General features: G+C 74.5%; 23 protein-coding genes. 18 read left to right on the top strand and 5 right to left on the bottom strand.

The features are described 5' to 3' along the window. Positions 1 to 16 precede the first annotated feature (16 nt). Entirely contained in the window at positions 17 to 238 is a 222-nt protein-coding gene (locus tag EV374_RS11910) for a DUF2188 domain-containing protein (RefSeq protein WP_225852266.1), read from the top strand. A 68-nt stretch (positions 239 to 306) separates the two neighbouring features. On the opposite strand, the gene EV374_RS11905 is transcribed toward EV374_RS11910, so the two are convergent. After that, entirely contained in the window at positions 307 to 1,758 is a 1,452-nt protein-coding gene (locus EV374_RS11905) for an LVIVD repeat-containing protein (RefSeq protein WP_132234572.1), read from the bottom strand. A gap of 138 nt (positions 1,759 to 1,896) precedes the next feature. Here EV374_RS11905 and EV374_RS11900 point away from each other — a divergent pair, with 138 nt between their 5' ends. From EV374_RS11900 to EV374_RS11880, 5 genes are all read left to right on the top strand, one after another. Next, positions 1,897 to 2,580: a DUF305 domain-containing protein gene (locus EV374_RS11900; RefSeq protein ID WP_132234570.1), complete on the top strand. Its 684-nt coding sequence runs from the start codon at positions 1,897 to 1,899 to the stop codon at positions 2,578 to 2,580. Between the two features lie 67 nt (positions 2,581 to 2,647). Beyond that, a complete protein-coding gene (locus tag EV374_RS11895) occupies positions 2,648 to 3,883 on the top strand; it encodes a histidine kinase (RefSeq protein WP_132234568.1) in 1,236 nt (411 codons plus the stop codon). Beyond that, on the top strand, positions 3,880 to 4,545 hold the full coding sequence (locus EV374_RS11890; protein WP_132234566.1) for a response regulator: 666 nt from the start codon (positions 3,880 to 3,882) through the stop codon (positions 4,543 to 4,545). Before EV374_RS11895 ends, EV374_RS11890 begins: the two co-directional genes overlap by 4 nt. 149 nt (positions 4,546 to 4,694) lie before the next feature. Then, complete coding sequence (locus EV374_RS11885) at positions 4,695 to 5,489, top strand: ABC transporter ATP-binding protein (protein WP_132234564.1); 795 nt, start codon at positions 4,695 to 4,697, stop codon at positions 5,487 to 5,489. After that, positions 5,486 to 7,969, top strand: a complete 2,484-nt coding sequence (locus EV374_RS11880; RefSeq protein WP_132234562.1) for an FtsX family ABC transporter permease — start codon at positions 5,486 to 5,488, stop codon at positions 7,967 to 7,969. Before EV374_RS11885 ends, EV374_RS11880 begins: the two co-directional genes overlap by 4 nt. Positions 7,970 to 8,027: 58 nt before the next feature. Here EV374_RS11880 and EV374_RS11875 read toward each other — a convergent pair whose 3' ends face one another. Both EV374_RS11875 and EV374_RS11870 read right to left on the bottom strand, forming a co-directional pair. Continuing rightward, entirely contained in the window at positions 8,028 to 9,290 is a 1,263-nt protein-coding gene (locus EV374_RS11875; RefSeq protein ID WP_132234560.1) for a nucleotide sugar dehydrogenase, read from the bottom strand. A gap of 141 nt (positions 9,291 to 9,431) precedes the next feature. Further along, a complete protein-coding gene (locus tag EV374_RS11870) occupies positions 9,432 to 10,790 on the bottom strand; it encodes a serine/threonine-protein kinase (RefSeq protein WP_132234558.1) in 1,359 nt (452 codons plus the stop codon). 542 nt (positions 10,791 to 11,332) lie between these two features. Between EV374_RS11870 and EV374_RS11865 the strand changes: the two genes are divergently transcribed. The 9 genes from EV374_RS11865 (at position 11,333) to EV374_RS11825 (ending at position 18,947) form a co-directional block, all read left to right on the top strand. Beyond that, positions 11,333 to 11,962, top strand: coding sequence for an RNA polymerase sigma factor (locus EV374_RS11865; RefSeq protein WP_132234556.1), 630 nt, complete (start codon positions 11,333 to 11,335; stop codon positions 11,960 to 11,962). A gap of 16 nt (positions 11,963 to 11,978) precedes the next feature. Continuing rightward, the gene (locus EV374_RS11860; RefSeq protein ID WP_207914107.1) at positions 11,979 to 12,734 is read left to right on the top strand and encodes a hypothetical protein; all 756 of its coding nucleotides are present in this window, start codon (positions 11,979 to 11,981) and stop codon (positions 12,732 to 12,734) included. A 206-nt stretch (positions 12,735 to 12,940) separates the two neighbouring features. Further along, a complete protein-coding gene (gene egtA / locus EV374_RS11855) occupies positions 12,941 to 14,173 on the top strand; it encodes an ergothioneine biosynthesis glutamate--cysteine ligase EgtA (RefSeq protein ID WP_132234554.1) in 1,233 nt (410 codons plus the stop codon). After that, the gene (egtB, locus tag EV374_RS11850; RefSeq protein WP_132234552.1) at positions 14,170 to 15,507 is read left to right on the top strand and encodes an ergothioneine biosynthesis protein EgtB; all 1,338 of its coding nucleotides are present in this window, start codon (positions 14,170 to 14,172) and stop codon (positions 15,505 to 15,507) included. The genes egtA and egtB overlap by 4 nt, the downstream gene beginning before the upstream one ends. Positions 15,508 to 15,628: 121 nt before the next feature. Beyond that, the gene (gene egtC, locus EV374_RS11845; protein ID WP_132234550.1) at positions 15,629 to 16,375 is read left to right on the top strand and encodes an ergothioneine biosynthesis protein EgtC; all 747 of its coding nucleotides are present in this window, start codon (positions 15,629 to 15,631) and stop codon (positions 16,373 to 16,375) included. 45 nt (positions 16,376 to 16,420) lie between these two features. Continuing rightward, positions 16,421 to 17,386 carry an L-histidine N(alpha)-methyltransferase gene (gene egtD / locus EV374_RS11840; protein WP_132234548.1) on the top strand — a complete coding sequence of 322 codons (966 nt, stop codon included), beginning with the start codon at positions 16,421 to 16,423 and terminating at the stop codon, positions 17,384 to 17,386. Between the two features lie 261 nt (positions 17,387 to 17,647). Then, on the top strand, positions 17,648 to 18,235 hold the full coding sequence (locus EV374_RS11835) for a TMEM165/GDT1 family protein (RefSeq protein ID WP_132235035.1): 588 nt from the start codon (positions 17,648 to 17,650) through the stop codon (positions 18,233 to 18,235). A 38-nt stretch (positions 18,236 to 18,273) separates the two neighbouring features. Next, the gene (locus EV374_RS11830) at positions 18,274 to 18,636 is read left to right on the top strand and encodes a DUF1622 domain-containing protein (protein WP_132234546.1); all 363 of its coding nucleotides are present in this window, start codon (positions 18,274 to 18,276) and stop codon (positions 18,634 to 18,636) included. Continuing rightward, complete coding sequence (locus tag EV374_RS11825; RefSeq protein WP_207914105.1) at positions 18,633 to 18,947, top strand: hypothetical protein; 315 nt, start codon at positions 18,633 to 18,635, stop codon at positions 18,945 to 18,947. The genes EV374_RS11830 and EV374_RS11825 overlap by 4 nt, the downstream gene beginning before the upstream one ends. 119 nt (positions 18,948 to 19,066) lie before the next feature. On the opposite strand, the gene nhaA is transcribed toward EV374_RS11825, so the two are convergent. Continuing rightward, entirely contained in the window at positions 19,067 to 20,383 is a 1,317-nt protein-coding gene (gene nhaA / locus EV374_RS11820) for a Na+/H+ antiporter NhaA (RefSeq protein ID WP_132234544.1), read from the bottom strand. 331 nt (positions 20,384 to 20,714) lie between these two features. Here nhaA and EV374_RS11815 point away from each other — a divergent pair, with 331 nt between their 5' ends. Continuing rightward, positions 20,715 to 22,175 (top strand): polysaccharide biosynthesis tyrosine autokinase, encoded by a 1,461-nt coding sequence (locus EV374_RS11815; protein ID WP_132234542.1) that lies wholly within the window; start codon positions 20,715 to 20,717, stop codon positions 22,173 to 22,175. Here EV374_RS11815 and EV374_RS11810 read toward each other — a convergent pair. Then, positions 22,156 to 22,710, bottom strand: coding sequence for an arsenate reductase/protein-tyrosine-phosphatase family protein (locus EV374_RS11810; RefSeq protein ID WP_132234540.1), 555 nt, complete (start codon positions 22,708 to 22,710; stop codon positions 22,156 to 22,158). The two genes, EV374_RS11815 and EV374_RS11810, sit on opposite strands and share 20 nt — an antisense overlap. 162 nt (positions 22,711 to 22,872) lie before the next feature. On the opposite strand from EV374_RS11810, the gene EV374_RS11805 reads away from it, so the two are divergent. Both EV374_RS11805 and EV374_RS11800 read left to right on the top strand, forming a co-directional pair. Continuing rightward, the gene (locus tag EV374_RS11805; protein WP_132234538.1) at positions 22,873 to 24,096 is read left to right on the top strand and encodes a glycosyltransferase family 4 protein; all 1,224 of its coding nucleotides are present in this window, start codon (positions 22,873 to 22,875) and stop codon (positions 24,094 to 24,096) included. A 121-nt stretch (positions 24,097 to 24,217) separates the two neighbouring features. Beyond that, positions 24,218 to 25,996 (top strand): DUF4012 domain-containing protein, encoded by a 1,779-nt coding sequence (locus tag EV374_RS11800; protein WP_132234536.1) that lies wholly within the window; start codon positions 24,218 to 24,220, stop codon positions 25,994 to 25,996. Positions 25,997 to 26,001: the final 5 nt, after the last annotated feature.

Raw genomic sequence — 26,001 nt, 5'->3', positions numbered from 1 at the left:
GAGGCGGGTGACTGACATGAAGCGCAACCAGTACCACGTCGTACCGAACGACGGCGGCTGGAAGGTCGAGCAGGGCAACCAGGTCGTCGGCACGTTCGACACCAAGCAGCTCGCCGTCGAGGCGGGGCGCCGGGCGGCGCACGGCAACGAGCCGAGCCAGCTCGTCGTGCACACGTCCGACGGCAAGATCGAGACGGAGTACACCTACCAGGACGACCCGTACCCGCCGGCCGGCTGACCGGCGCGTCCACGATGGACGCGGACGGGCCCGACCCCGGTGGGGTCGGGCCCGTCGGTGCGCTGCGACTACCAGCTCAGGTAGCTGGGCTGGGTCTGCACGTTCAGCTCGCGGTAGCGGACGAGGTTCGCCGTCCAGGTCCGCCAGTCGGTCAGCTTGAGGACGTCGAAGCCCTTGGCCATGTCGTTGGAGTAGATGTAGCCGTTGTAGTAGTACGCCGACCAGGAGCCGCCGCCGACGAGCCGGTCGGTCGAGATCGGGCCCCGCTCCCAGAACGCGATCTCCTGCGGGTTGGCCGAGTCGGTGAAGTCCCAGACGGAGATGCCGCCCTGGTACCACGCCTGGACCATGATGTCGCGCCCGAGCACCGGGATCAGCGAGCCGTTGTGCGCCACGCAGTTCTCGGTGTCGGCGTTCATCCGGGGAATCTTGTAGTAGCTGCGGAAGACCATGGTCCGGGCGTCGCCGCGACCGGTGATGTCGTAGATGGCGTTGGCGCCCCGCTCGGGTCCGACGGCCTCGTTGCAGGTGGCCGCGCTGCCGCCGCCCAGCTCGTCGGTGAAGACCACCTTGGTGCCGGCGTTGTTGAACGTGGCCGAGTGCCAGAACGCGAAGTTGACGGTGTCCCGGACCCGGTTGATCAGCCGGGGGGCCTCCCGGTTCGAGATGTCCATCAGCACGCCGTCACCCATGCACGCGCCCGCGGCGAGGTTCTTCTCCGGGTACGCCGTGATGTCGTGGCAGCCGGTGGTCGCCGAACCGCCGGGCCGGCCCTCGTAGCCGCCGTCGGGGAAGAGGTTCGGGGTGGCCACCACCGCCGCGTCCGTGGGCGACTTCACCGGCACCTTGACGATGGAGATGGAGTCGTGCGGGGGCTGGCAGTCGGGGAACTCCGCCCGTGGGCTGTACGAGGAGACGTACAGGTAGACGGCCTTGCGGTCCTTGCCCGGCACCAGCGTGTGGGTGTGCGACCCGCAGGCCGTCTCCACCGCCTTGACGTAGCGGGGGTTGGCCTTGTCGCTGATGTCGAAGACCTTGATGCCCTCCCAGGACGCCTTCTCCGTCGCCGGCGCGCTGGTGCTGTTGCAGGAGTCGTCGCTGCGGGAGGAGTCGGTGGAGAGGAAGAGCAGGTCACCGTGGACGGAGATGTCGTTCTGCGATCCGGGGCAGTACACCTGCGACACCACCGTCGGCGCGGTCGGCCGGGAGATGTCGTAGATGACGAAGCCGTTGTAGTTGCCGGCGAAGGCGTAGCGGCCCTGGAAGGCGAGGTCGCTGTTGGTGGCGTCCAGCGGAGCCTGCTTCGGCAGGTTGGCGATCTGCCGGAGGTTGGGGCTGCTGACGATCTCGTCGACGCCCGGGATGGTGTTGGTGGTGTCCGCCGTGCCCGAGGGGGCGGACCGCGCCGCCACGCCGGCACTTCCCGGCGTGGCGGTGGCGACGCTGGCGAGGAGTAGACCGGCCGCGGCCAGGCTCACGGTGGTGAGCCGCCTGGCCCGCAAGGTGCGGAAACTGGTCATCGGCGACGTCCTTCGCAAGGGGATGACGATGGTGCACACCTTACAGTCCAAAGAGTTCCATCGATGTGACGTGAATCACATTTAAGCCCGTTCGTCGATGGATAGCATCGCCATGACCTCTACCGGGGGGAGTGGCCCATGACCAACCCGCGCGCGCGGATCCTCGCCGTCGTCACAGCCGCGTGTCTGCTGGCGGTGGCGGTCGTCGTCCTGTCCCGTTCCACCGGCGGCCCGGCGGTGCCGGCGGGACAGGCCGCCGCCCCGACGTCCGCCCCGGCCGGTCCGAGCCGACCCGCGGTGATCGTTCCCGGTCGGCCCGGCGAGACCGCCGCGGTCCGGCCCGCCGAGGAACTGCGCGACGCGACCGCGGCCCGGCACAACTCGATGGACGTCTGGTTCGTCCGGATGATGATCCCGCACCACGCCCAGGCGCTGGAGATGGCGGAGTTGGCCGGTGACCGCGCCGGCAACCCGGCCCTGCGCGCCCTCGCCGAGCGGATCCGGGCCAGCCAGGGCCCCGAGATCGGCCTGATGCGGGGCTGGTTGCAGGCCCGCGGGCTCTCCACCGAGGTGGCCGGGCACGACCACGAGGGCATGCGGGGCATGCAGACGCCCGAGGCCATCCGGCAGCTCGCGGCGGCGCGGGGCGCCGAGTTCGACCGGCTCTTCGTGCGGATGATGACGGAGCACCACCAGGGCGCGGTCCAGATGGCCACGGACCTGCTCAAGGTCGGCGCCGACCTCACCCTCTCGGAGTTCGCCAACTCCGTCGCCACCGAGCAGACCGTCGAGATCGACCGGATGCGCGAGCTGCTGGCCTGACCCGGTCGGGCGGCCCGGCCCCGGCCTCGGGGCGGAGTGACCCGCTGACCTGCGGCACGTACGCTGGGTGACCGTGAACCGCGCGATCCTCGGCCGCCCGCTGCGCGGCGTCGCCTTCGACGCCTTCGTCTCCACCACGGTGGCGCTCCTCGGCCTCGCCGGCATGGCCAACCAGCCCGGCGGTGGGAGGGCCACCCTGGTCGGGGCCGCGATGGCGGTGGCGCTGCTGTTCCGCCGGGCCCACCCGTCGGCGGTCGCCGCCGTGGTGGCCGCGCTCGCGATGGTGCAGGTGGTCGCCGGGTGGGGGCCGCTGCCCTTCGACGTCGCGGTGCTGATCGCCCTCTACAGCGTCGTCAAGTACGCCGACCGGCTCCGCGACGGGGTCCTCGCCGGGATCGGCGCGGCCGTCGGGGTGGTGCTCGCCGGCCTCCAGACCTCGGGAGCCATCGCCTGGTGGGCGGCGGCGATCTACTACGGGCTGGTCACCGGGGCGGTCTGGCTGGTCGGGCTGAACGTGCGCACCCGCCGGCTCTACGTGCTCACCCTGGAGGAGCGGGCCGCCACCCTGGAGCGGGAACGCGAGGCGGAGGCGCGCGCCGCGGTCGCGGAGGAACGCACCCGCATCGCCCGGGAACTGCACGACGTGGTGGCGCACAGCATGGCGGTGATGATCGTGCAGGCCGACGGGGCGCGGTTCACGCTCGACCGGGACCCGGAGACCGCCCGCCAGGCGGTGAAGGTGGTCGCCGACACCGGCCGGCAGGCGCTGGAGGAGATGCGCCGGCTGGTCGGCGTACTGCGGGAGCCCGACGCGCAGGCCGGGCCCGGCGCGGCGGGCGCGCCCGGCGACGCCGGGGCGACCGCCGACCCGGCGCACCGCCGGTTGGCGCTGGCGGAGCTGCCCGCCCTGCTCGACCGGTTCCGCGCCGCCGGCCTGCGCACGCGGCACGCGGTCACCGGAGAGCCGACGTCGATGCCGCCCGGGCTGGAACTGACCGTCTACCGGGTGGTGCAGGAGGGGCTGACCAACGCCCTGAAGCACGCCGGGGTCGGGGCCGATGTCGAGGTCACCGTCGCGCACGCCGGCGACGCCGTGGTGGTCCGGGTGGTCGACGACGGGCGCGGCCGGCCGCCGGTCAGTCCCGCGCCGTCCGGCGGGCACGGCCTGGTGGGCATGCGCGAGCGGATCGGCGTGTACGACGGCAGCCTCACCGCCGGCCCGCGGCTCGCCGGGGGCTGGCAGGTCGAGGCGCGGCTACCGCTACCGTCGACGTCCCCGACGACGGAGGTGACGGCGGCATGACGGTCCGCGTGGTGATCGTGGACGACCAGGCCCTGGTCCGCGCCGGCTTCCGGATGGTGCTCGGCTCCCAGCCGGACCTGGAGGTCGTCGGCGAGGCGATCGACGGGGCCGACGCCCTGCGGCTGCTGGCCCGCGTCGAGGCCGACGTCGTGGTGATGGACGTCCGGATGCCGACCATGGACGGGGTGGAGGCGACCCGCCGGATCTGCCGGGACCGTCCCGCCGGACCGCCCCGGGTGCTGGTGCTCACCACCTTCGACACCGAGGCCGACGCCTTCGCCGCGCTCCAGGCGGGCGCCAGCGGCTTCCTGCTCAAGAACGTCCCGCCCGAGGAACTGCTGGCCGCCATCCGGGTGGTCGCCCGGGGCGACTCGGTGGTCGCCCCGCCCATCACCCGGCGGCTGCTCGACCGGTTCGCCGGCCGGCTCGGCCCCGGGCCCGCCGAGGACCCCCGGATCGGCCAGCTCACCGAGCGCGAGCGGGAAATTCTCCTGCTGGTGGCGCAGGGCCTCTCCAACGCGGAGATCGCCGCCCGGGTGCACGTCGCCGAGGCCACCGTGAAGACGCACGTCGGGCGGATCCTCGCCAAGCTCCAGCTCCGCGACCGGGTGCAGGCCGTGGTGCTGGCGTACGAGACGGGGCTGGTCACCCCCGGCGGCTGAGCCGGTCTACGACCCAGGTCGTACGGGCCCACCCCGTCAGGGGCTTCCCAGGTCGCAGCGGGATCACCACGCGCGGGTGGACGCGGCCGGACCGGCGGCGCCCATAGCGTCGGAGACGTCCCAGCCACGATCTCCACGGGGAGCTCCACGTGTCCGTCGCACCTCCCGCGCACGCCACCGCCGGCGTCGCGGTCACCGCCCGCGGCCTGTCCAAGCGGTACGGCGCCGGCCAGGCCGCCGTCGTCGCCCTCGACGGGGTCGACGTCGACTTCGCCGCCGGCCGGTTCACCGCCATCATGGGCCCCTCCGGCTCCGGCAAGTCCACCCTCATGCACTGCCTCGCCGGCCTGGACCGGCCCACCGCCGGCAGCGTGCGCATCGGCGACGCCGACCTCGCCGGCCTCGACGACAAGCGGCTCACCCTGCTGCGCCGCGACCGCGTCGGCTTCGTGTTCCAGAAGTTCAACCTGCTGCCGGCGCTGACGGCCGAGGAGAACATCGTGCTGCCCCTGGCGATCGCCGGCCGGCGGCCGGAGCGGGCCTGGCTGCGCCAGGTGGTCGCCGCGGTGGGGCTCACCGACCGGCTGCGCCACCGTCCCGCCGAGCTCTCCGGCGGCCAGCAGCAGCGGGTGGCGGTCGCCCGCGCCCTGATCACCAAGCCGTGGGTGATCTTCGCCGACGAGCCGACCGGCAACCTGGACTCGCGCTCCGGCGCCGAGGTGCTGCGCCTGCTCCGCGAGGCCGTCGACACCCTCGGCCAGACGGTGATCATGGTGACCCACGATCCGTCGGCCGCCGGGCACGCCGACCGGGTGGTCTTCCTCGCCGACGGCCGGCCGGTACGCGACCTCACCGCCCCGACCGCCGAGCGCGTGCTCGACGCGCTCGCCGGCCTCGACGTGGCGCGCGTACCGGCCGCCGGCCGCGAGGCGGTGACCCGGTGATCAGGACGACCCTGCGCCAGCTCCGCGCCGAGGCACTGCGCCTGATGCTCTCCTCGCTGGCCATCGTGCTCGGCGTCGCGTTCATCGCCGGCACGTTGATCTTCGTCGACGGGATGCGCGCCGGCGCGTACGAGCGGGCCGGGGCGTTCGACCGGCACACCGACCTCGCCGTCCACTCCACCACCGACGACCCGTTGCCGGCCGCGCTGGTCGAGAAGGTGCGCTCCGTCGACGGGGTCGCCGCCGCCGAGGGGGAGCTGCTCGGCTCCGGCGGCATCGTCGGCGCCGACGGCCGCCCCGTGCTCGGCTACGCCGTCCTCGCCGCCATCCCCGTCGACGAGGCGCTGCGCTCGTACGACGTGGTGGCCGGCCGGCTGCCCGACCGCCCCGGCGAGGTGGTGCTGGACGCCGCGACCGCCGACGAGGAGGGCTTCGCCCTCGGCGCGCCCGTACGCGTCGGGGGTGGCGGGGGAGCGGCCCGCCCGTACACGCTGGTCGGGACGGTCGACGTGGCCGGCACCGCCCGCGACGTCGGCGGTCCGTTCATCGGCCTCGTCGGCGCGGACGCCCTCGCGGTGACCGGCCAACGCGGCTACGACCGGATCATGGTGGCCGCCCGGCCCGGCACGGCCGACGGGGCGTTGGTCGGGCGGACCGCCGAGGCCGTCGGCGCCGGCGCGACCGTCAAGACCCGGCAGCGCATCCTCGACGACGCCGTGACCGACGCGGTCCGCGACCTGCAGCAGTTCAACATGGCGCTGCTGACCTTCGCCGGGGTCGCGGTCGTGGTCGCCGGGTTCGTCATCGCCAACACCTTCGCGATCGTGCTGGCCCAGCGGACCCGGCGGACCGCGCTGCTGCGGCTGGTCGGCGCGACCCGGGGCCAGCTGTTCCGCGCCGCGCTGCTGGAGGCCGCGCTGGTCGGGCTGGTCGCCTCCGCCGCCGGCGTGCTGATCGGCGTGGCCCTGGCCGGCGGCATGAACCAGGTGATGGCACGGCTCGACGCGCCGGCCCCCGGCGGGCTCGCCGTCACCGCCTCGACCGTGCTGGTCAGCCTGCTCCTCGGCACGGCGATCACGATGGGTGCCGCCCTGCTGCCCGCGTGGCGGGGCACCCGGATCGCCCCGGTCGCCGCGCTCACCGACGCGGCGGTCCAGCCCGCCCGGGGCGCCGGCCGGCTCCGGCTGACCGTCGGGGCACTGGTCTTCGCCGCCGGGATCGCCGCGCTGGTCGGCGCCGCGTACGCCGTCCAGGTGGTGCTCGTGGCCGCCGGTGGCGTGCTCGCCTTCTTCGGCATCGTGCTCTTCGGCCCGGTGCTCGTGCCGGCGCTGGTCCGGGTGCTGGGGTGGCCGGCCCGTCGGCTGCTCGGCGCCACCGCCGGCCTGGCCGTGGCGAACGCCGTACGCAATCCGCGCCGGATCGCCGCGACCGCCACGGCCCTGGTGATCGGGATCGGTCTGGTGTCGGCCTTCGTGGTCGGCGCCCGCAGCACCAAGGACGGCATCGAGCGCAGCGTGGACGCCGAGATCGGGGTCGACTGGCTGGTCACCGGGATCGGCGGGAACCTGCCGGCGCCGCTCGTGGCCGAGTTGCGCGCCCGGCCCGAACTGGCGGTGGTGCACGAGCGGCGCGGCGCCGTCGCCGCCGGCGTGCAGATCCAGGCCGCGCACCCCGCCCTGGTGGCCCGGACGCTGACGGGCGTCGTGGCGGGGGACGTCGACCGGCTGGGACCCGGGTGGGCGCTGGTGCACCGGGAGCTGGCCGAGGCCCGGGGCTGGACGACCGGCTCCACCGTCACCGTGCGCGGCCGGTCGTTGCGGGTGGCCGCGGTCGTCACCGCCGACGGACCGGCACTCGCCGGCAGCCCCGTCCCCGACGGTCACGTGATCGACGTGGTGGAGGCCGACTTCGCCGCGCTCTTCCCCGACGAGCGGGGCTTCCTGGCCGAGATCGACCCCGCCGACGGGGTCTCCGCCGGTCGCGCCCGGGCCGCCGTCGAGGCGGTGGTCGCCCGGTATCCGACGGCCAACCTGATGGACCAGGGCGCGTACAAGAAGATGCTCACCGCCACGGTCGACATGCTGCTCGCCCTCGTCACCGCGCTGCTGGGCCTGGCCGTGGTGATCGCGCTGGTCGGGGTCGCCAACACGCTGAGCCTGTCGGTGGTGGAGCGGACCCGGGAGAACGCCGTGCTACGGGCGGTCGGCCTGACCCGGGGGCGGATGCGCGCCATGCTGGCCGTCGAGGCGGTGCTGACGGCGCTGGTCGGCGCGCTGCTCGGGGTCGGCCTCGGCACCGGCGTCAGCGCCGCCGCGATGGCCCTGCTGGCCCGGATCAGCGGCGACTTCGCGGTGGTGCTGCCGGTGGGGCAGCTCGGTCTGATCCTCGGGGTCGCGGTGGTGGCAGCCCTGGTCGCCTCGGTGCTGCCGGCGCGCCGGGCGCTGTCCCGGCCGGTGGTCGAGGCGCTCGGCGACCAGTGACAGCCGCCGGCCGGTCCCGTCGCCCCTCGGGTGCCGGGACCGGCCAGCGGTGCCGGGCCTACAGGCGTTCCACCACCGGGCCGGCACACCGGTTGCGGGTGTCGAAGACGTACCGGGCGTGCCGGGTGACCAGGTCGTAGTCGAAGTCGTCGTGGTCGGTGACCACCACCACCGCGTCCGCCGCGCGCACCTCCTGCTCGGTCAGCTCCACCACGAGCACGCCGCCCGGGACCTGGTGCGGCTCCGCGTACGGCTCCACCGCCCGGACGTCCGCGCCGAGGGCCTGCAGGCGCTGGGCCACGTCGACGGCGGGGGAGTCCCGCATGTCACCGGTGTTCTTCTTGTACGCCAACCCGAGCAGCAGCAGCCGGGCCCCGCTGACGGCGCGACCGGCCCGGTTCAGCCCGTTCATGATCCGTCGGGCCACGTGCTCGGGCATCTCGTGGTTGACGTCGTTGGCCAGCTCGATGAACCGGAACTGCCGCCCGAGGCGCCGCTTGACCTGCCAGGACAGGTAGCACGGGTCGATCGGCAGGCAGTGCCCGCCGACCCCCGGGCCGGGGCGGAACGGCATGAAACCGAACGGCTTGCTCTCCGCCGCCTCGATCGCCTGCCAGACGTCGATGTCGAGGTGGTGGGAGAGCATCGTCAGCTCGTTGATCAGGGCGATGTTCACCTGGCGGAACGTGTTCTCGATCAGCTTGGTCAGCTCCGCCACCCGGGTGGAGTCCACCGGCACGGTCCGTTCCACGAGCCGGCGGTAGAACCCGTCCACCCGGGCGAGGGCGACCGCGTCCATCCCGGAGACCACCTTCGGGGTGTTCTCCAGGCGCCAGGTCGGGTTGCCCGGGTCGATCCGCTCGGGGCTGTAGCCCAGGTGGAAGTCGCCCGGGCTGAGCAGTCCGCTGGCCGACTCCAGCAGCGGGCGCAGCAGTTCCTCCGTGGTGCCGGGATAGGTGGTGGACTCCAGGATCACCGTGCAGCCCGGCCGCACGTACGGGCCGATGCCGACGCCGGCCTGCTCCACGAAGCTGAGGTCGGGCGTGCCGTCGCGCAGCGGCGTGGGCACCGTGATCACGCAGATGTCGAAGCCCTCCGCGTCGGTGTACGCCGTGCTCGGCCGGTACCGGCCGCTGCCCAGCGCGCGGCCCAGCCGGTCGGCGGGGATGTCCTCGACGAACGACTCGCCCGACGCGAGCCGCTTGATCCGGTCGGAGTCGACGTCGAGGCCGATCACGTCCAGACCGGCCTCGACGGCTCGCATGGCCAACGGCAGGCCGACGTACCCCTGGCCGATGACGACCAACTTCTCAACGCTCACCCGGACTCCTGAGGCAGAGGCGGAAAGTGCCTGCTGGGGAGCCTAGAGCGATTTCTGTGCCCGTACGTCCGGTTTGGGGTTATCGGTGCCCGTGAGATTGACGCGGCGTCACCACAGGATCACGCAGCCGGGCGTCGGCGCTCAGACCGCCGGCGGATTGGCCGGCTCGACCGGAGTGGTCTGGGTCGGGATCGGCTCCGTCGGCGGCGTGGTCTGCGTCGGGGCGGTGCTGGTGCTGGGCGTCGGCACCGGCGGATCGTCGGTCTTGGTGGGGTCCGGCGATTCCGGAGCCGCCGACCCGCTCGGCTGGGGCGAGACCGGTGGCGCGGTTGCCGACGGCGAGGGGCTGGCGGAGCCGGTGGGCCGCGACGTCCGCCCGGGGTCGACGGGGGCGTCCTCCTGCTTCACCGGCGCCTCGGCGCCGCCGCTCGGCTCCGCGGCAGGGGTGGTCGCCTGCGGGACCTTGACCGCCGGCGCGTCGGCCTCGCGCGACGCGCCGAGCGCCGCGCCGAGGCCGGCCAGCGCCACCAGCACCGCCGTGGCCGCGCCGACCAGGGTGCCGCGTCGCCTCCGGCGGGCGGCGGTCGCCGTGACCGGCACGTCGGTGCGGGTGCCCGGGTCGACGCCGCCCGCCGCCACGGCGGCGGGCACCATGGCGGTCGGCGCGGAGGGGTCGGACACGGCGGCGCGGGCGGCCTCGGCCATCGCCGCCGCACTGCTGAACCGGTCGGCCGGATCCTTGGCCAGGGCGCGGGAGACCAGCGCCCGGACCGCCTCCGGCACGTCGTGCGGCAACTCCGGCGGCTCGTCGTCGAGGTGACGCACGGCGACCTGCAGCGGGTTGTCGCCGGTGAACGGCGGGCTGCCGCTCAGGCAGCAGTAGGCCACCGCACCGAGGGCGTAGATGTCGGTCGCGCCCGAGACCGGGCGGCCGGCGGCCTGCTCCGGCGCCATGTAGAGCGCGGTGCCCGGCACGGCGTTCGTGCTGGTGATGCTGGTGATGTTGGTCGACCGGGCGACGCCGAAGTCGACCAGCACGACACTGCCGTCCTCCTGCACCAGCAGGTTGCTCGGCTTGACGTCGCGATGCACGATCCCGCCGAGGTGTGCGGCGTGCAGCGCCTCCGCGACCTGCGCGACGACCGCCATCGTCTCGGCCACGTCGAGACGCCCGACGGCCTCGATCCGCTTGGACAGCGGCTGGCCGGTCACGAACTCCATGACCAGGTAGTCGGCCCGCCCGCCGTCGGGCAGGTCGTCCTCGCCGGTGTCGAAGACCTGGACGATGCCCGGGTGGCGCAGGGCGGCCATGATCCGGGCCTCGGCACGGAAGCGGGCGATGAAGTCGGGGTCGGAGACCAGCGCAGGCAGCAGGACCTTGACCGCGACCTGTCGGCCGAGGACGAGGTCCTTGCCCCGCCAGACGTCGCCCATGCCGCCCGTGGCGACACGCTCGTCCAGGCGGTAGCGACCGCTGAGTACGACCTCCGATGACAACACAGCATTACCGTACCCAGGCCGGCGGGGATCGGCGCGCCGCGTGCCGTCGGGTCGAACCGTGCCGCCCGCGCGGCGGGGGCGGCGGGACCGCGCCTGCCTCGGATAGGCTGTGAGCGCCCGTGGACCGTGTGTGACGACATTCCCCTCATGTCCGTCGTGGGCTGGTCGAATGCGCCGCCACCCGCGCCCGCCGGCGACGCGCAGCGTCCCGGGTCGCCGCACCGTTACGGCGACGGGCCGGCCGAACGGCTAGATAATTCTCACTCTTCTGCCCACCGGGCCGGGCTTGCCCGATCGACCCGGCGCTCCTAGCGTTAGCCCGACTCGGGCCCGCCCCACGGCGTCGCCGCGGCACCTGCGCCACCGGCCGTGCCGCCACGGCAGGAGTCCAGACGTACGGTCCGGGCGACGCGGTCCCGGGCGTGATCAGGTCAGCGGGGGGCTGAGGGTGCGGGATCAGGTCCGTTTGCCGGACCGTGCTTGCCTCGCGCACGCCCACGTGCGCAGCCTGCGCGTGTCCACGGGACGGAAGCGGCGACCACATGGCCGGTGAGCTGAACGAGGCCGTCGTGGCGGCGCAGGCCGGCGACGAGGACGCCTTCCGCTTCCTCTACCGCAGCCTCCAGCCCGGCCTGCTCCGGTACCTGACCGCCCTGGTCGGCGCGGACGCTGAGGACGTCGCCTCGGAGACCTGGTTGCAGGTCTCCCGCGACCTGCCCAGCTTCACCGGTGGCGAGTTCCGGGCCTGGACCGTCACCATCGCCCGCAACCGGGCCATGGACCACCTGCGCCGGCAGCGCCGTCGCCCCTCGCTGCCCGTGCCGGTGCAGGCGCTCGCCGAACTGGCCGGCGACGCCGACACGGCCGAACGGGCGGGCGAGACGATCGGCACCGAGGCGGCGCTCGCGCTGATCGCCACCCTGCCGCCCCGCGAGGCCGAGGCCGTCCTGCTACGCGCCGTCGTCGGGCTGGACGCCGAGACCGCCGGGCGGGTACTCGGCCGCCGGGCCGGTGCCGTGCGCACCGCCGCCCACCGGGGGCTGCGCCGGCTCGCCGTCCTGATGGAACGCTACGACCCGAGCCGGTCGCCGGCCGCCCCCGAGGCCGCCGCGGCGCCCCGACCGCGTACCGGCCGGCGGCAGGCGTCGCACGCCGAACCGGCGGACGGTTGACGTGAGGGGATCCAGGATGTTCTTTCGCCGGACCGAGCGGCCCGCCGACCGCGGCGCGTCCGACCGGCTCCTCGACGCCGCCCGCGCGGATGCCTCCCGTACGCCGGACGCCGAGCCGCTCGCCCGGCTGCTCTCCGCCGCCGCCGCCCCCGCCCGCCCCGGCGAACTGGCCGGGGAGGAGGACGCCCTGACGGCCTTCCGGGCGGCGCGTGCGGCCGGTCCCGCCGCCGGAGCCGTCCCGTCGCCACGCCGGCGCCGGTTCACTGCCGGCGCCGTGGCCTGGGGCGCGGGGATCGCGGTCACCGCGACCGCGGGCGCCGCCTTTGCCGCCGTCACGCTGGACCGGGCCGACGAGCCGGCTCCCCCGCCCCGCCCCACCACCCCGGCGCCGGCCACCACGGGCCCGCACCGGGACGGATCGACCGGCGACACCGGTGGCCGCCCCACCGGGACCCCGCCCCGCCCCTCCGCCACCCCGATCCCGGGCGCACCCGCCCCCGGCAGCACCGCCGGCGACGCGCCGGGAGCGCCCCGGCAGGACGCAGAACACCTGCGCGGGCTCTGCCGGGCGTACCTGGCCAAGAAGCCGGCGCAGCGGGAGAAGGCCCTGGACACCCCCTCGTTCGCGCGTCTGGTGACCGCGGCGGGCGGCCGGGAGCGGGTCGAGGGCCTCTGCGGGGACCTGCTGCCCGACGTGCCAGCGAAGGAGTCGCCGGACAAGCCGCCGAAGAAGGGGCCGGGCCCGATCCCGGCTGCGACCCCGACCGACTGACGCCCCTCGCGGTCGGTCCCGGCCGCTGATCCCCCCGGCCCGTCGTGACGGGTCGGGGGAGGCCGTTTGCGCTGCACGTTCCGGCTGGCCGCGCGGAATTCGTCTGCTAGACAGGAGTGGGTGGGGCCACCGACGCCCGCGCCGATGACGGTGGGTGGCGTTACGGTGACACCGAACGGAAGTCGGCCGGGAAGGGGGCCCATGCCGTGGTGACGTCGCCGGAGCTCGACCGGACCACCGTCCTGCGGGAGTCCGCCGCCGCCGAGGGCCACCTCGCGCGCATCTGCTTCAAGACCGGTCCACCGACCCACACCGGCGTCGAACTCGAATGGACCGTGCACGACGCCGCCGACCCCGCCCGCCCGGTCGACGGCGAGCGGCTCCGGGCGGCACTGGGGCGGCACAGCCCCCGCACCCTCGACCGCGCGAGCCCCGCCGAACCGCTCCCGCACGGTGGCACCGTGACCGTGGAGCCCGGCGGGCAGTTGGAGATCTCCACCGCGCCACGCACCTCGCTCGCCACCCTCATCCACGCCACCGACGGCGACATCGCCGTGCTGAACGGCCTGCTCGACGCCGCCGGGCTGGTCCTCGGGCGCAGCGGCATAGACCCGCACCGGCCGCCCCGCCCGGTGGTCGAGGGCCCCCGCTACCGCGCCATGCGCCACGTCTTCGACCGGCGCGGCCCGGCCGGCCGGACGATGATGTACAGCACGGCCGGTCTCCAGGTCTGCCTCGACGCCGGGGAGCCGGAACACCTGCCGGAGCGCTGGGCGGCGGTGCATGCGCTCGGGCCGCCCCTGCTGGCCGCGTTCGCCACGGCCGACCGGCACGCCGGGCGCAGCACCGGCTGGGCGTCCGCCCGGATGGCCGCCTGGTACGGCATCGACCCGGCCCGCACCCGTCCGGTGTGGACGCCGGAGACCGACACCGACCCGGTCACGGCCTGGACCGGTTACGTCCTCGCCGCGCCACTGCTCTGCGTGCGCGGCGACGGCCCGGACTGGACGCCGCCGCCGGGGATCACGTTCGCCGACTGGGTCGACGGGGCGCTGCCCCGGCCGCCCACCACCGACGACCTCGACTACCACGTGAGCACCCTCTTCCCGCCGGTGCGACCCCGGGGCTACCTGGAGCTGCGCTACCTCGACACGCAGCCCGGCCGGGGCTGGGTGCTCCCGCTCGCGGTGCTGGCCGTCCTGCTCGCCGACCCGGGCACGGTCCGCGCGTCCCGCGCCGTCGCCGGGCCGGTGGCGCACCGCTGGCACGCCGCCGCCCGCCACGGCCTGCGCGACCCGGCGCTGGCCGCCGCGGCGGCGGACCTGTTCGACCTGGCCCTCACGGCCCTGCCCCGGCTCGACCTGCCGGCGGCCCTGCACGACGACATCGACCGAGGCGTACGGCGGCGACGCGACGCCGCGGGGAGGAGCCACCGGTGACCGGAACGACCACGCGCCCAACGGGCCCGGAGCAGTTGCGCAGCCGGATCGCGGCGGAACTCGACCGCACCCGCGCCCGCACCGCCCTGCTGACCGAGGCGGTCGACGAGGCCGACCTGACGCGGCAGCACTCGCCGCTGATGTCCCCGCTGGTCTGGGACCTCGCCCACGTGGGCAACCAGGAGGAACTCTGGCTGGTCCGGGACGTGGGCGGGCGCGAACCCGTCCGGCGGGACATCGACGACCTCTACGACGCGTTCAAGCAGCCCCGCCGGGACCGCCCGACGCTGCCGCTGCTGCCCCCGCAGGAGGCCCGCGCCTACCTGCTCACCGTCCGGGACAAGGTGCTCGACCTGCTGGACCGGGTCGCGTTCACCGAGCGGCCACTGGTCGCCGACGGCTTCGCCTTCGGCATGATCGTGCAGCACGAGCAGCAGCACGACGAGACGATGCTCGCCACCCACCAGCTGCGCGCCGGCCCGGCGGTGCTGCACGCCCCGCCGCCGCCGGAACCGACGACCAGGGTCGACGGCGAGGTGCTGGTGCCGGCCGGCGAGTTCACCATGGGCACCGACACCGACCCGTGGGCGCTGGACAACGAGCGACCCGCCCACCGGGTCCACCTGCCGGCGTACGCCATCGACGCCGCGCCGGTGACCAACGGGCGCTACCGCGACTTCATCGCCGACGGCGGCTACGACGACCCGCGCTGGTGGAGCCCGGCCGGCTGGCGGCACCGCCGGGAGGCGGAGCTGGTCGCGCCGATGCACTGGCGACGCGACGGCGACGGCTGGGCCTACCGGCGGTTCGGGCGGTGGGCGCCGGTCCGTGACGACGAGCCCGTGGTGCACGTCTGCTACCACGAGGCGCGGGCCTACGCGGCCTGGGCCGGCAAGCGGCTGCCGACCGAGGCGGAGTGGGAGAAGGCGGCCCGCTGGGACCCGGCCTCCGGCCGCTCCCGCCGCTACCCCTGGGGCGACGACGACCCCACGGCAGAGCACGCCAACCTGGGCCAGCGGCACCTGTGGCCCGCGCCGGTGGGCGCCTACCCGGCCGGCGCCTCGCCGCTGGGCGTGCACCAGCTCATCGGCGACGTGTGGGAGTGGACCTCCACGCTGTTCCGGGGGCACCCGGGCTTCACCGCGTTCCCCTACCGCGAATACTCGGAGGTCTTCTTCGGCGACGACCACCGCGTGCTGCGCGGCGGGTCGTTCGGCACCGACCGGGCCGCCTGCCGGGGCACCTTCCGCAACTGGGACTTCCCGATCCGGCGGCAGATCTTCAGCGGTTTCCGCTGCGCGCGGGACGCCCGGCCGGAGGAGTCGCAGCCGTGAGGACGGGACCGTCGGACGGCCGGGTCGGACCGGGCACCCTGCCCGGGGGCCGGCGCCCGGTGCCAGGCGACGTCGGCGGCCGGCGCCCGGGCCGTCCCGCCGGTCGGGGCGGTGTCGCCTGATGTGCCGTCACCTGGCCTACCTGGGGCCGCCGGTCACCCTGCGGGAGCTGCTGTTCGACCCGCCGTACTCGCTCGTGCGGCAGTCCTGGGCGCCCCGCGACATGCGCGGCGGCGGGACGATCAACGCCGACGGCTTCGGCGTCGGCTGGTACCCGGGCGACGGTGAGCCGGTGCGCTACCGGCGGTCGCAGCCGATCTGGAGCGACCCGACCATCGCCCAGCTCGCGCAGGTCACCTCGGCCGGCGCGGTGCTGGCCGCCGTCCGTTCCGCCACGGTGGGCATGGCGGTCCTCGACGGGGCCGCCGCCCCGTTCGCCGAAGGGCGGTGGCTGTTCAGCCACAACGGGGTGGTGCGGGGCTGGCCCGACTCGATGGTCCCGCTCGCCGCCACCCTGCCCGTACGCGACCTGCTCACCCTCGACGCGGCCACCGACTCGGCGCTCGTGTGGGCGCTGGTGCGCCACCGGCTGCGGGCCGGGGTGAAGCCGGCACGCGCGATCGCCGAGACCGTGACGGCGGTGGCCGGGGCCGCCCCCGGGTCCCGGCTCAACCTGCTGCTCACCGACGGGCGCACCGTGGTGGCCAGCGTGGCCGGGCACGCGCTGTCGATCCGCGCGACGCCGGCCTCGGTGCTGCTGGCGTCCGAGCCGCACGACGACGACCGCGACTGGCAGTCGGTGCCGGAGGGGCAACTGGTGGAGGCCACCGCGACGGGGATACGCGTCCGCGCCCTCGCCGAGGTCTGACCGCCGCCCGACAGGGACGTTCCACCCGACGACGAAGGGGATGACATGAGCGTGGAGCCGCTGGAGATCCACCTGGAGGAGCAGGACCTGGGCCGCAGCCTGCGGGAGGACGTCCGCACCGGCCTGACGGCCGAGGAGAAGTGGCTGCCCCCCAAGTGGTTCTACGACGCCCGCGGCAGCGAGCTGTTCGAGGAGATCACCCGCCTGCCGGAGTACTACCCGACGCGGGCCGAGCGCGCGGTGCTGGCCGAACGGGCGGCCACGATCGCCGAGCTGACCGGGGCGAAGACGTTGATCGAGCTCGGTTCGGGCTCGTCGGAGAAGACCCGGCTGCTGCTGGACGCGTTCACCCGCCGGGGCGGGCTCGGCACGTTCGTGCCACTGGACGTGTCGGTCAGCGCGCTGCGGCAGTCCACCGCCGAGATCGCCGCCGACTACCCCGGGCTGCGGGTGCGCGGCATCGTGGGGGACTTCACCCGCCACCTGGACCGCCTGCCGACCGGTGGGCGCCGGCTGGTGCTCTTCCTGGGCGGCACGATCGGCAACCTCCTGCCGGCCGAGCGGGCGCGGTTCCTCGCCGCGATGCGGGCCGCGCTGGAGCCGGGGGACTGGCTGCTGATCGGCACCGACCTGGTCAAGGACCCGGCGGTGGTGGTGCCGGCGTACGACGACGCGGCCGGGGTCACCGCCGAGTTCAACCGCAACGTGCTGCGGGTGGTCAACCGGGAGCTGGGCGCCGACTTCGATCCGGCGGGGTTCGCCCACGTCGCGCTCTGGGACGCCGAGCGGGAGTGGATCGAGATGCGGCTGCGGGCGCGGCGGCCGATGCGCGTACGGGTGCTGGACCTGACGGTCACTTTCGCCGAGGGCGAGGAGCTGCGCACGGAGGTGTCGGCGAAGTTCCGGCCCGAGGGGATCGCCGCCGAGCTGGGCTCGGCCCGCTTCGCCGCCCACGACTTCTGGACCGATCCGGCTGGCCTCTTCGGCGTCACCCTGGCCCGCGCCGAGTGACCGGTGGGGCCGCGCCAGGTGACCGGCGGGGTCGCCGGCGGGTGAGCATCTTCACCCGCCGGAGCCGGCCTGACCGGTGATCGGCTAGGCTGGGCGACGCGAAGGGGAGTAGCCCCCAATGTCGTGGTCGACACACTGGTGCGTTCCGCATCCGGCCACGCGGCCTCGTCATCCGAGGCGGGCGAGACCTTCGATCCAGGCTGTTGCAGCCGGGTCGAGGGCGCCCCCGTACCTCCTCCCGGCATGATCCGGAAGGATGTCATGGAAGGTTTCCTCGTCGCGCTGGTCGTCAGCTTCGGCGTCATCTTCGTCGCCGAGCTGGGGGACAAGTCCCAGCTGATGGCCCTGACCTTCGCCACCCGCTTCAAGACCGTACCGGTCCTGATCGGGATCACCGTCGCCACCGCCGTGGTGCACCTGGCCTCGGTGGCGATCGGCTACGGGCTCGGCGCCGCGCTGCCGACGGAGTGGATCTCGCTCGTCGCGGGCCTGGCGTTCCTCGGTTTCGGCGCGTGGACCCTGCGCGGTGACTCGCTCACCGAGGAGGAGAAGCGCAAGGCCGAGAAGAGCAGCAAGTCCGCCATCGTCGCGGTGTCGGTCGCGTTCTTCCTGGCCGAGCTGGGCGACAAGACCATGCTCGCCACCATCACCCTCGCCACCCAGTACGGCTGGTTCGGCACCTGGCTCGGCTCGACGATCGGCATGGTGGCGGCGGACGCGCTGGCCATCCTCGTCGGGCGGATGCTCGGCAAGCGGCTGCCCGAGAAGACCATCAAGTACGGCGCCGCGGTGCTCTTCGCGATCTGCGGGCTCTGGCTGATCCTGGAGGCCGTCACGCAGCTCACCTGACGCCGACTACCGCCGTGCTGGCCGGGTAACGGCAGCGGATGGGCGTCGAGGAGATCCTGCGCCACGGCTACCAGGGCCTGGTCACGGCGGTGGAGGTCGCCGGGGCGGTGGTCATCTTCGTCGGGGCGGCGTGGGCGGCGCTGCGGTTCGTGGTCGAGGGACTGCGGCACCGCAGCGCCGCCGTGTTCACCCCGATCCGGCTCTCCCTGGGGCGGTTCCTCACCCTCGGGCTGGAGTTCCAGCTCGCGGCGGACATCCTGCGTACGGCGGTCTCGCCGACCTTCACCCAGATCGGCCAGCTGGCGGCCATCGCCGCGATCCGGACCGCGCTGAACTACTTCCTGGGCCGGGAGATCCGCCAGGAGCAGCAGCAGGTCCGGGAGTCGGAGCGCGTCCGGTGATCCGTGCCCTGGTCACCGCCACCACCGCCCTCGCCACCCTGGCCGGGCTCGCGGTGCTGCTCGGCACGGGCTCCTGGCGGTGCGCGATGCGGGTGCTGCTGGACCTGCTGACCGCCGCCGGGCTGCTGCGGCTGGCCGGCGGCCAGGGCTGGACGGCCCTGGCCGCGGCGGCGGCGATCGTCCTGCTGCGCCGGCTGCTCTGGGCCGCGCTCACCGCCGGCGGGCCGGCCGGACCGCCGGGGCGGGTCCGACATCCGCCGGCGCCGGACGCGGCCGGATGGCCGACGCCGGGCCGGCACCGCCAGCAGTAACGGCAGTCCGGGCGACCGGCCCGGCGCGACGCGGTGCGGTGGCCCGGCCCGGCGGCCCGGCGAGCGGCCCTGCGGCCCGGCCCCGGCGCGGTGCCTCGTCCGGTGGGACGGCGACGGGCTCAGTCCTGCCCACGCTGGTAGACGTCCGGCACGCCGTCGCGGTCGGCGTCCACCCGCTCCGCCTCGGCAATCCGCCGGTAGGCGGCGTTGCGCCGCACCAGCACGACCGTGGCGAGCAGTGCGGAGATCACCGAGCCGGTCAGCACGGCCGCCTTGACGTTGCCGGCGGCGGCGCTGTCGGGGCCGAACGCGAGTTCGCCGATCAGCAGGGAGACGGTGAACCCGATCCCGGCGAGCAGCGCCACGCCGAGCAGATCCGTCCAGGTGATGTCCTCGTCGAGCTGCGCCCGGGTGAACCGGGCGAGCAGGAACGTCGAGCCGAAGATCCCGACGACCTTGCCGAGCACCAGACCGGCGACGACGCCGATCACGATCGGGTCGGTGACGATGGCCCCCAGGTCGGCGCCACGCAGCGACACCCCGGCCGCGAAGAACGCGAAGATCGGCACGGCGAAACCGGCCGAGATGGGGCGCCAGCGGTGCTCCAGGTGCTCGGCGAGCCCGTGCGCGTCGCCGGCCTTGCCCCGCAGGACGGGCACGGTGAAGCCCAGCAGGACGCCCGCCACGGTGGCGTGCACCCCGGAGGCGTGCATGAGGACCCACGCGGTGGCCGCCAACGGGATCAGCGCCCACCACCACGTCTTGCGCCGCTGCACGAGCAGGCCGAAGAGGGCGATGGGGACCAGGGCGCCGAGCAGCGGCAGCGGGCTGAAGCCGGCGGTGTAGAAGATCGCGATGACGGTGATGGCGAGCAGGTCGTCGACCACCGCCAGGGTCAGCAGGAAGGCGCGCAGGCCCTGCGGCAGGTGCGAGCCGATGACCGCGAGGACGGCGAGGGCGAAGGCGATGTCCGTCGCGGTGGGGATGGCCCACCCCCGCAGCCCGTCGCCGCCGAGGTTGACCGCGACATAGATGAGCGCGGGCACCACCATGCCGCCGACCGCCGCGACCACGGGCAGCGCCGCCCTGCGGGGGTCGCGCAGTTCGCCCGCGACGAACTCCCGCTTGAGTTCCAGCCCGACGACGAAGAAGAAGATCGCCAGGAGGCCGTCGCCGGCCCAGGCGGCCAGGTCCAGGTCCAGGTGCAGGGCCGCGCCGCCCGGCCAGGGCACCCAGGCGCCGAGGGCGGCATAGGAGGATTCCCAGGGCGAGTTCGCCCAGGTGAGCGCGATCATCGCGCCGAGCAGCAGGAGCCCGCCGCCGACGGTCTCGGTCCGTAGCACATCGGCCAGGAAACGGGCCTCCGGCCAGGACGTACGCGAGAAGAAGCGCCGGTTCGGGCGGGGGCGGTCGGCGGGCGGGGTGCGGTCGGTCATGCGCGGTTCCACCTCGGTCTTGGGCAGCACGGGACGACGCCGACCAGGCTTCCCGGCACACCATTGCCGACCCTATCCAGCACCGGCGTGACCGGCGAGTCGGGGCGGCTCATTGCCGCCGAGGTCACGCCCGCTCGGTTCTCCCCGCCACCCGGGACGCCGTCCGCCCGTTTGTCCGGTGGTGGGTCGAGCGCCGATGTCAAGGGGTGAAAGTACGTAACTCAGGACATAAGGCGTATGAGTCGCTTTAATGGTTTCACGAGATTAAGTCGACCTTGGGGGTTTTCGTGAAGTTCTTTGGCGTTACCGGCCTGGTACGGAGGCGCGCCTGATGGACCTGTACCGCCAACTCCGCCTCGTGCGCCGGCACTGGTGGATCGTGCTCCTCACCGTCATGGTCGCGCTCGGCGTCACCGCCCTCGTCACCGTCCGGGCGCAGCCCCGCTACGTCGCGTCGGTGACCTTCTTCGTCACCACGCCCAGCCAGGGCGTCACCGACGCCTACCAGGGCGGTCTCTTCCTCCAGCAGCGGGTCAAGTCCTACGCGGAACTGCTCACCAGCGACCGCCTCGCGCAGAGCGTCGTCGCCGAGACTCCGGTCGGGCTCACCGCCGAGGAGGTCCAGCGCCGGGTCAGCACCTCCACGGAGACCGGCACCGTGCTGCTGCGCGCGTCGGTGACCGACACGGACCAGAACCGGGCACTGAAGGTCACCGAGGTGCTCTCCGCGCAGTTCGTCCAGCTGGTGCAGAAGGTGGAGACGACCCAGGACGGCAAGGCCGGGCCGATCAGGATCGAGGTCGTCAGCGGGCCCCGGGTCACCCCGACGCCCGTCTCGCCGCAGCCGGTCCGCAACTTCGCCATCGGTACGCTGCTCGGCCTGCTCGCCGGCGTGGGCCTGGCGATCCTGCGCGGGGTCGCCGACGTCCGCCTGCGCGACGCCGCCGGCCTCCAGCGCACCACCGGCAGCCCGCTGCTCGGCGAGATCCCTTTCGAGAGCACCGCGAAGTCGGAGCCGTTGATCGTCGGCGCGGCGGCCAACTCCGCCCGGGCCGAGGCGGTCCGCAAGCTGCGCACCAACCTGCGCTTCGTCGACGTGCACGAGCCCGCCCGCGTCATCGCGGTCACCAGCGCCCTGCAGGGCGAGGGCAAGACCACGCTCTCCTGCAACCTGGCGATCGCCCTGGCCGAGGCCGGCTGGCGGGTGCTGCTGGTCGACGCCGACCTGCGCCGCCCGAAGGTCGCCGACTACCTGGGGCTCGACGCGGGCATCGGGCTGACCGACGTGCTGGTCGGCGACGTCCAGGTCGGCGACGTGGTGCAGCGCTGGGGCGACAAGTCCCTGCTGGTGCTCCCGAGCGGCTCGGCGCCGCCCAACCCCAGCGAGCTGCTCGGCTCCAAGGCGATGGCGGACCTGCTGCTCGCCCTGCGCGAGTCCGCCGACATCGTCATCATCGATACCGCCCCGCTGCTGGCCGTGACCGACGGCGTGGTGGTGGCCGTGCAGGCCGACGGCGCGCTCCTGGTCTCCCAGCAGGGCCGCACCTCGCGCAGCCAGGTGGCGCAGGCCGCCCGCGCCCTGAACTCGGTCTCCGTCCGGCTGCTCGGCTGCGTGCTGAACATGGCGAAGGTGGCCAAGGCGGAGGCGTACCAGTACGAGGCCTACCGGGTGGTCGCCGCCGCCGCGACTGCGGAGGTGCCGGCCGACACGACCGTGTCCGCCCGGCACGCGGAGCGCGTCGACGGCGTCGTCAGCGACCGTACGCAGGAACTCACCCGGCTGTCGCGATGAGCGCCGCGAGGGGTCGCATCGACCGTTCGATCTCCTCCGCACAGCGTCGGAAGTCGGCGGCGGTGCCGCCGATCGGGTCCCGCAGGTCGTCCGCGTCCCCGGTGGCGGGTTGCAGCCGCCCCCGGGCGCGGGCGGCCGCCTCGACCGCCGCCCGCAGGGGACCGTCGGCCGGATCCGTCGTCACGTCGGCGGCCGAGGCCAGCCGGCCGAACTGGCGGAGGGTGAACGTCCGGTGCAGCGCGGCCGGTGCGAGGGCGGTGCACACCGAGCGCTGGCGGCGCGTGGCCGTGAGCACCAGCGTCGCCCCGGCCAGGTGCTCCGGGCGCAGCCGGCGGCTGCGGAAGCCGGTGGGATCCCCGCCGGTCTCGGCCGCCAGGTCCGCCGCGTGCGGGTGCATCGGCAGGTCGTCGACGGCGTCCGTGCCGGCGCTGGCGACCGTCACCGCGCATCCGGCCAGCAGGCGACGGGCGATGTACTCGGCCATCGGTGACCGGCACAGGTTGGCGTGGCAGACGAACAACACCCGGTCGACCATGCGGACCCCTCTCGTCGGTGCCGTCGCGGACGGTGGCGCCGCGCCGGTCGCCGGCCGTCGGAGCCGGCCGGACGTGGAGGGGATGTCGGCATCGTACGCGGGCCGGGCGACTCCACGGCACGGTGCCGCGCCGAGGAGTCCCGGCCGGACGGAGGCGGGTCGGTGAGGATCGGGATCCTGTCGTACCACTTCCCGCCGGAGCCGGCGTTCATCCCGGGCAGTCTCGCCGAGGAGCTCGCCGTCCGGGGGCACGAGGTGAAGGTGCTGACCGGCTTCCCCGACTATCCCGGCGGCCACGTCTACCCGGGCTGGCGGCAGCGCTGGCGGTACGAGACCCGCAGCGAGCGGCTGACGGTCCGGCGGGTCCCGCGCTACTCCGCCGGGGACGGGTCGCTCCGCGGCCGGATGGCCGGCCACCTGTCGTTCGCCGGCAGCGCGACGCTGACCGGGCGGTCTTACCTGGCCGACGTCGACGCCCTCTACGTCCACCTGCCGCCGGCGAACGCCTTCGCCGCGGCGGGCCTGCTCCGCCTGCTGGGCCGGGTGCCGACCGTCGTGCACGTGCAGGACGTCTGGGCGGAGGACGAGCCGGTCGGGGCCGAGAACGGGCGGTGGGCCGGGCGGATCGCCGCCGCGATGGCGCGGGTCTACCGGGCCGCGGACGGGATCGCGGTCGCCGCGCCGTCGCTGCGCGACCGGGTCGTCGCGGCGGGCGTGGACCCGGCCCGGGTGCGGGTGGTGCTCAACTGGACCGACGAGCGGATCTTCCACCCCGCCCGGCCCAGCCGCGCGGCCCACCGGCTGGTCCGGCGCGACGAGCGGTGCGTGGTGATGCACGCCGGCACCATCGGCGCCCGGCAGGGCCTGGAGACCGCGGTGCGGGCGGCGGCGGCGCTGGACCACACCGTGGACCTCGTCCTGGTGGGCTCGGGCGCGGACGAGCGGCGGGTGCGGGGGCTCGCCGCCGACCTGCGGGCCGAGAACGTGCGCTTCGTCGAGCGGCGGTCTCCGCCGGACATGCCGGACCTGTACGCCGCCGCCGACTACCAGCTCGTCATGCTGCGGGACCTGCCCGAGCTGCGCAGCACCCTGCCGGCGAAGCTCCAGGCGGCGTTCTCCTGTGCCGCGCCCGTGGTGGCCTCCGCCGGCGGCGACACCGCCGAGCTGGTGGAGCGGGCCCGCGCCGGCCTCTCCTGCCCGCCGGGGGACTGGGCGAGCCTGGCCGACCGGTTCTGGCTGGCCGCCACCATCCCACCGCCCGCCCGAGCCGACATGGGGCGGCGCGGCCGGGAGGCGTACCTGCGGGAGATGTCGATGTCGGCGGGCGTGGACCGGATCGAACGGCTGCTGTACGAGGCGGCCGCCGGGCGCCCAGGCGGCCGGTGAACGGCGAGCGGGCCTCGCATACCGGTCAACCGCGTCATCTTCGGGTGAAAACGATCGTTAGCAGTGTGGAGCGGCAGCGGAACGGGGTCCGCTGCTCCGTTCCCCAGGAAGGACGTGTGGTGTGACGGAGAGCGCGAGACCGCGTCGACGGCGTGGTCGTTCCCGCCGGCGGCGGCAGCTGCGCCGGGCCCTGCTCGCCGCCCTCGTGGTGGGTTCGCTGCTGCTGCTGACCGGCGGCTGGGTGGGCTTCCGGGGTTGGCAGGCCCGCGCCCACCTGCTCAACGCCGCCGGCCTGGCCCGGGAGCTCAGCGCCCAGGTGGTCGGCGGTGACACCGCCCGGGCGCAGCGCACCCTCGCGGCGCTCCAGGAGCAGGCCGGCAGCGCGCGGGCGGCGACCGGTGACCCCGGCTGGTGGGTCGGTCGGCACACCCCGTACGCGGGGGACAACCTGGCCGCCGTCCGGCAGATCTCGGTGGCCATCGACGACCTGGCCCGGCAGGCGTTCCCGCCGTTGCTGCGCGCCGACCTGACCAGCCTGGTGCCGGCGGGCGGGCGGCTGGACGTGGGCCGGCTGCGGACCCTGTCGGCCGAGCTGGCCAGCGTCAACGCCACGGTGCAGGGCGCCCGGGACAGCCTCGCGACGGTGCCCACCGACGGTCTGGTCGGTCAGGTCCGGCAGGCGCTCGGCGACCTGCGGGGCGAGATCGACCGGCTGGCCGGCCTGACCGCCACCGCGGACCAGGCCACCCGACTGCTTCCGCCCCTGCTGGGCGCCGACGGCCCCCGTACCTACCTGGTGGTCTCCCAGAACCTCGCCGAGCTGCGCGCGACCGGCGGCATGATCGGCGCGTACGCCGTCATCCACGCGGCCGACGGTCGGGTCCGGATGGGGCGGCAGGGCACCAGCAGCGCGCTGGGCCGCTTCGAGCCGCCGCTGAAGGTGCCGGCCGAGGTGCGCAGCCTCTGGGCCGACCTGCCCGGGATCTATCCGGCCGACGTCAACCTCACCCCGCACTTCCCGACCGCCGCCGCCCTCTACCGGGAGATGTTCCGGCGGCGTACGGGCACCACCGTGGACGGCGTGCTCGCCGTCGACCCGGTGGTGCTGTCGTACCTGCTCAGGGCCACCGGCCCGGTGATGGTGCCCGGCGGTGTCCCGCTGGCCGCCGAGAAGGTCGTGCAGACGATGCTCAGCGACAGCTACCAGCGGATGGACAACGAGAAACAGGACGCCTTCTACGCCGCCTCCGCCGCCGCAGTGTTCGAGGCCCTGGTCACGAAGAAAGTAGACCCGAAGGCGCTATTGTCATCATTTGACCGTGCTGTCACTGAACGCCGGATATTGTTCTGGAGTGCCCGACACGAAGAGCAACGCAAGATCGGCGACAGCCGGATGGCTGGGGCGCTTCCGGAGAAGGACACCGTGCCGACGGTCGGCGTGTTCCTCAACGACGGCAGCGGCGCGAAGCTCGGCTACTATCTCCGGCCCTCGGCGACCCTGGCGGTCGGCGACTGCCGGCCCGACGGCCGCCGGGAGCTCCGACTCCGGGTCACCCTGCGTTCGTCGGCGCCGAAGTCGGGTCTCAGCGAGTCGGTCCTCGGCCTCGGTCTGGCCGGTGACCCGTACACCGTCCGCACGTTGGTGTCGGTGCACAGCCCCGCCGGCGGGGCGGTGCTCGCCGCCCGTCTGGACGGCGTCGAGACGGCGGTGGGCAGCGGCACCGAACGGCGCCGCCAGGTGAGCACCGCCAACGTCGAGGTCGGCCCGGGGGACTCCCGCACGTTGGAGGTCACCGTCCTGACGGCGACCACCGGCGTCGGCACCGCCGAGCTGTGGCTGACCCCCACCGCCACCCCATGGACCACCCAAGTTGTTTCCGCACCAAGCTGTGATCAGTAGGAGGG

Source organism: Micromonospora sp. CNZ303 (assembly GCF_004345505.1).
This window is presented reverse-complemented; position numbering and strand designations above follow the sequence as displayed.

What these genes read in the sequence shown, in the direction of transcription:
- EV374_RS11905 (WP_132234572.1), bottom strand. Translation starts at nt 1,758, where the DNA reads ATGACCAGTTTCCGCACCTTGCGGGCCAGGCGGCTCACCACCGTGAGC.
- nhaA (WP_132234544.1), bottom strand. Translation starts at nt 20,383, where the DNA reads ATGACCGACCGCACCCCGCCCGCCGACCGCCCCCGCCCGAACCGGCGC.
- EV374_RS11910 (WP_225852266.1), top strand. Translation starts at nt 17, where the DNA reads ATGAAGCGCAACCAGTACCACGTCGTACCGAACGACGGCGGCTGGAAG.
- EV374_RS11810 (WP_132234540.1), bottom strand. Translation starts at nt 22,710, where the DNA reads ATGGTCGACCGGGTGTTGTTCGTCTGCCACGCCAACCTGTGCCGGTCA.
- EV374_RS11830 (WP_132234546.1), top strand. Translation starts at nt 18,274, where the DNA reads ATGGGCGTCGAGGAGATCCTGCGCCACGGCTACCAGGGCCTGGTCACG.
- EV374_RS11900 (WP_132234570.1), top strand. Translation starts at nt 1,897, where the DNA reads ATGACCAACCCGCGCGCGCGGATCCTCGCCGTCGTCACAGCCGCGTGT.
- egtC (WP_132234550.1), top strand. Translation starts at nt 15,629, where the DNA reads ATGTGCCGTCACCTGGCCTACCTGGGGCCGCCGGTCACCCTGCGGGAG.
- egtD (WP_132234548.1), top strand. Translation starts at nt 16,421, where the DNA reads ATGAGCGTGGAGCCGCTGGAGATCCACCTGGAGGAGCAGGACCTGGGC.
- EV374_RS11890 (WP_132234566.1), top strand. Translation starts at nt 3,880, where the DNA reads ATGACGGTCCGCGTGGTGATCGTGGACGACCAGGCCCTGGTCCGCGCC.
- EV374_RS11860 (WP_207914107.1), top strand. Translation starts at nt 11,979, where the DNA reads ATGTTCTTTCGCCGGACCGAGCGGCCCGCCGACCGCGGCGCGTCCGAC.
- EV374_RS11815 (WP_132234542.1), top strand. Translation starts at nt 20,715, where the DNA reads ATGGACCTGTACCGCCAACTCCGCCTCGTGCGCCGGCACTGGTGGATC.
- EV374_RS11865 (WP_132234556.1), top strand. Translation starts at nt 11,333, where the DNA reads ATGGCCGGTGAGCTGAACGAGGCCGTCGTGGCGGCGCAGGCCGGCGAC.
- EV374_RS11835 (WP_132235035.1), top strand. Translation starts at nt 17,648, where the DNA reads ATGGAAGGTTTCCTCGTCGCGCTGGTCGTCAGCTTCGGCGTCATCTTC.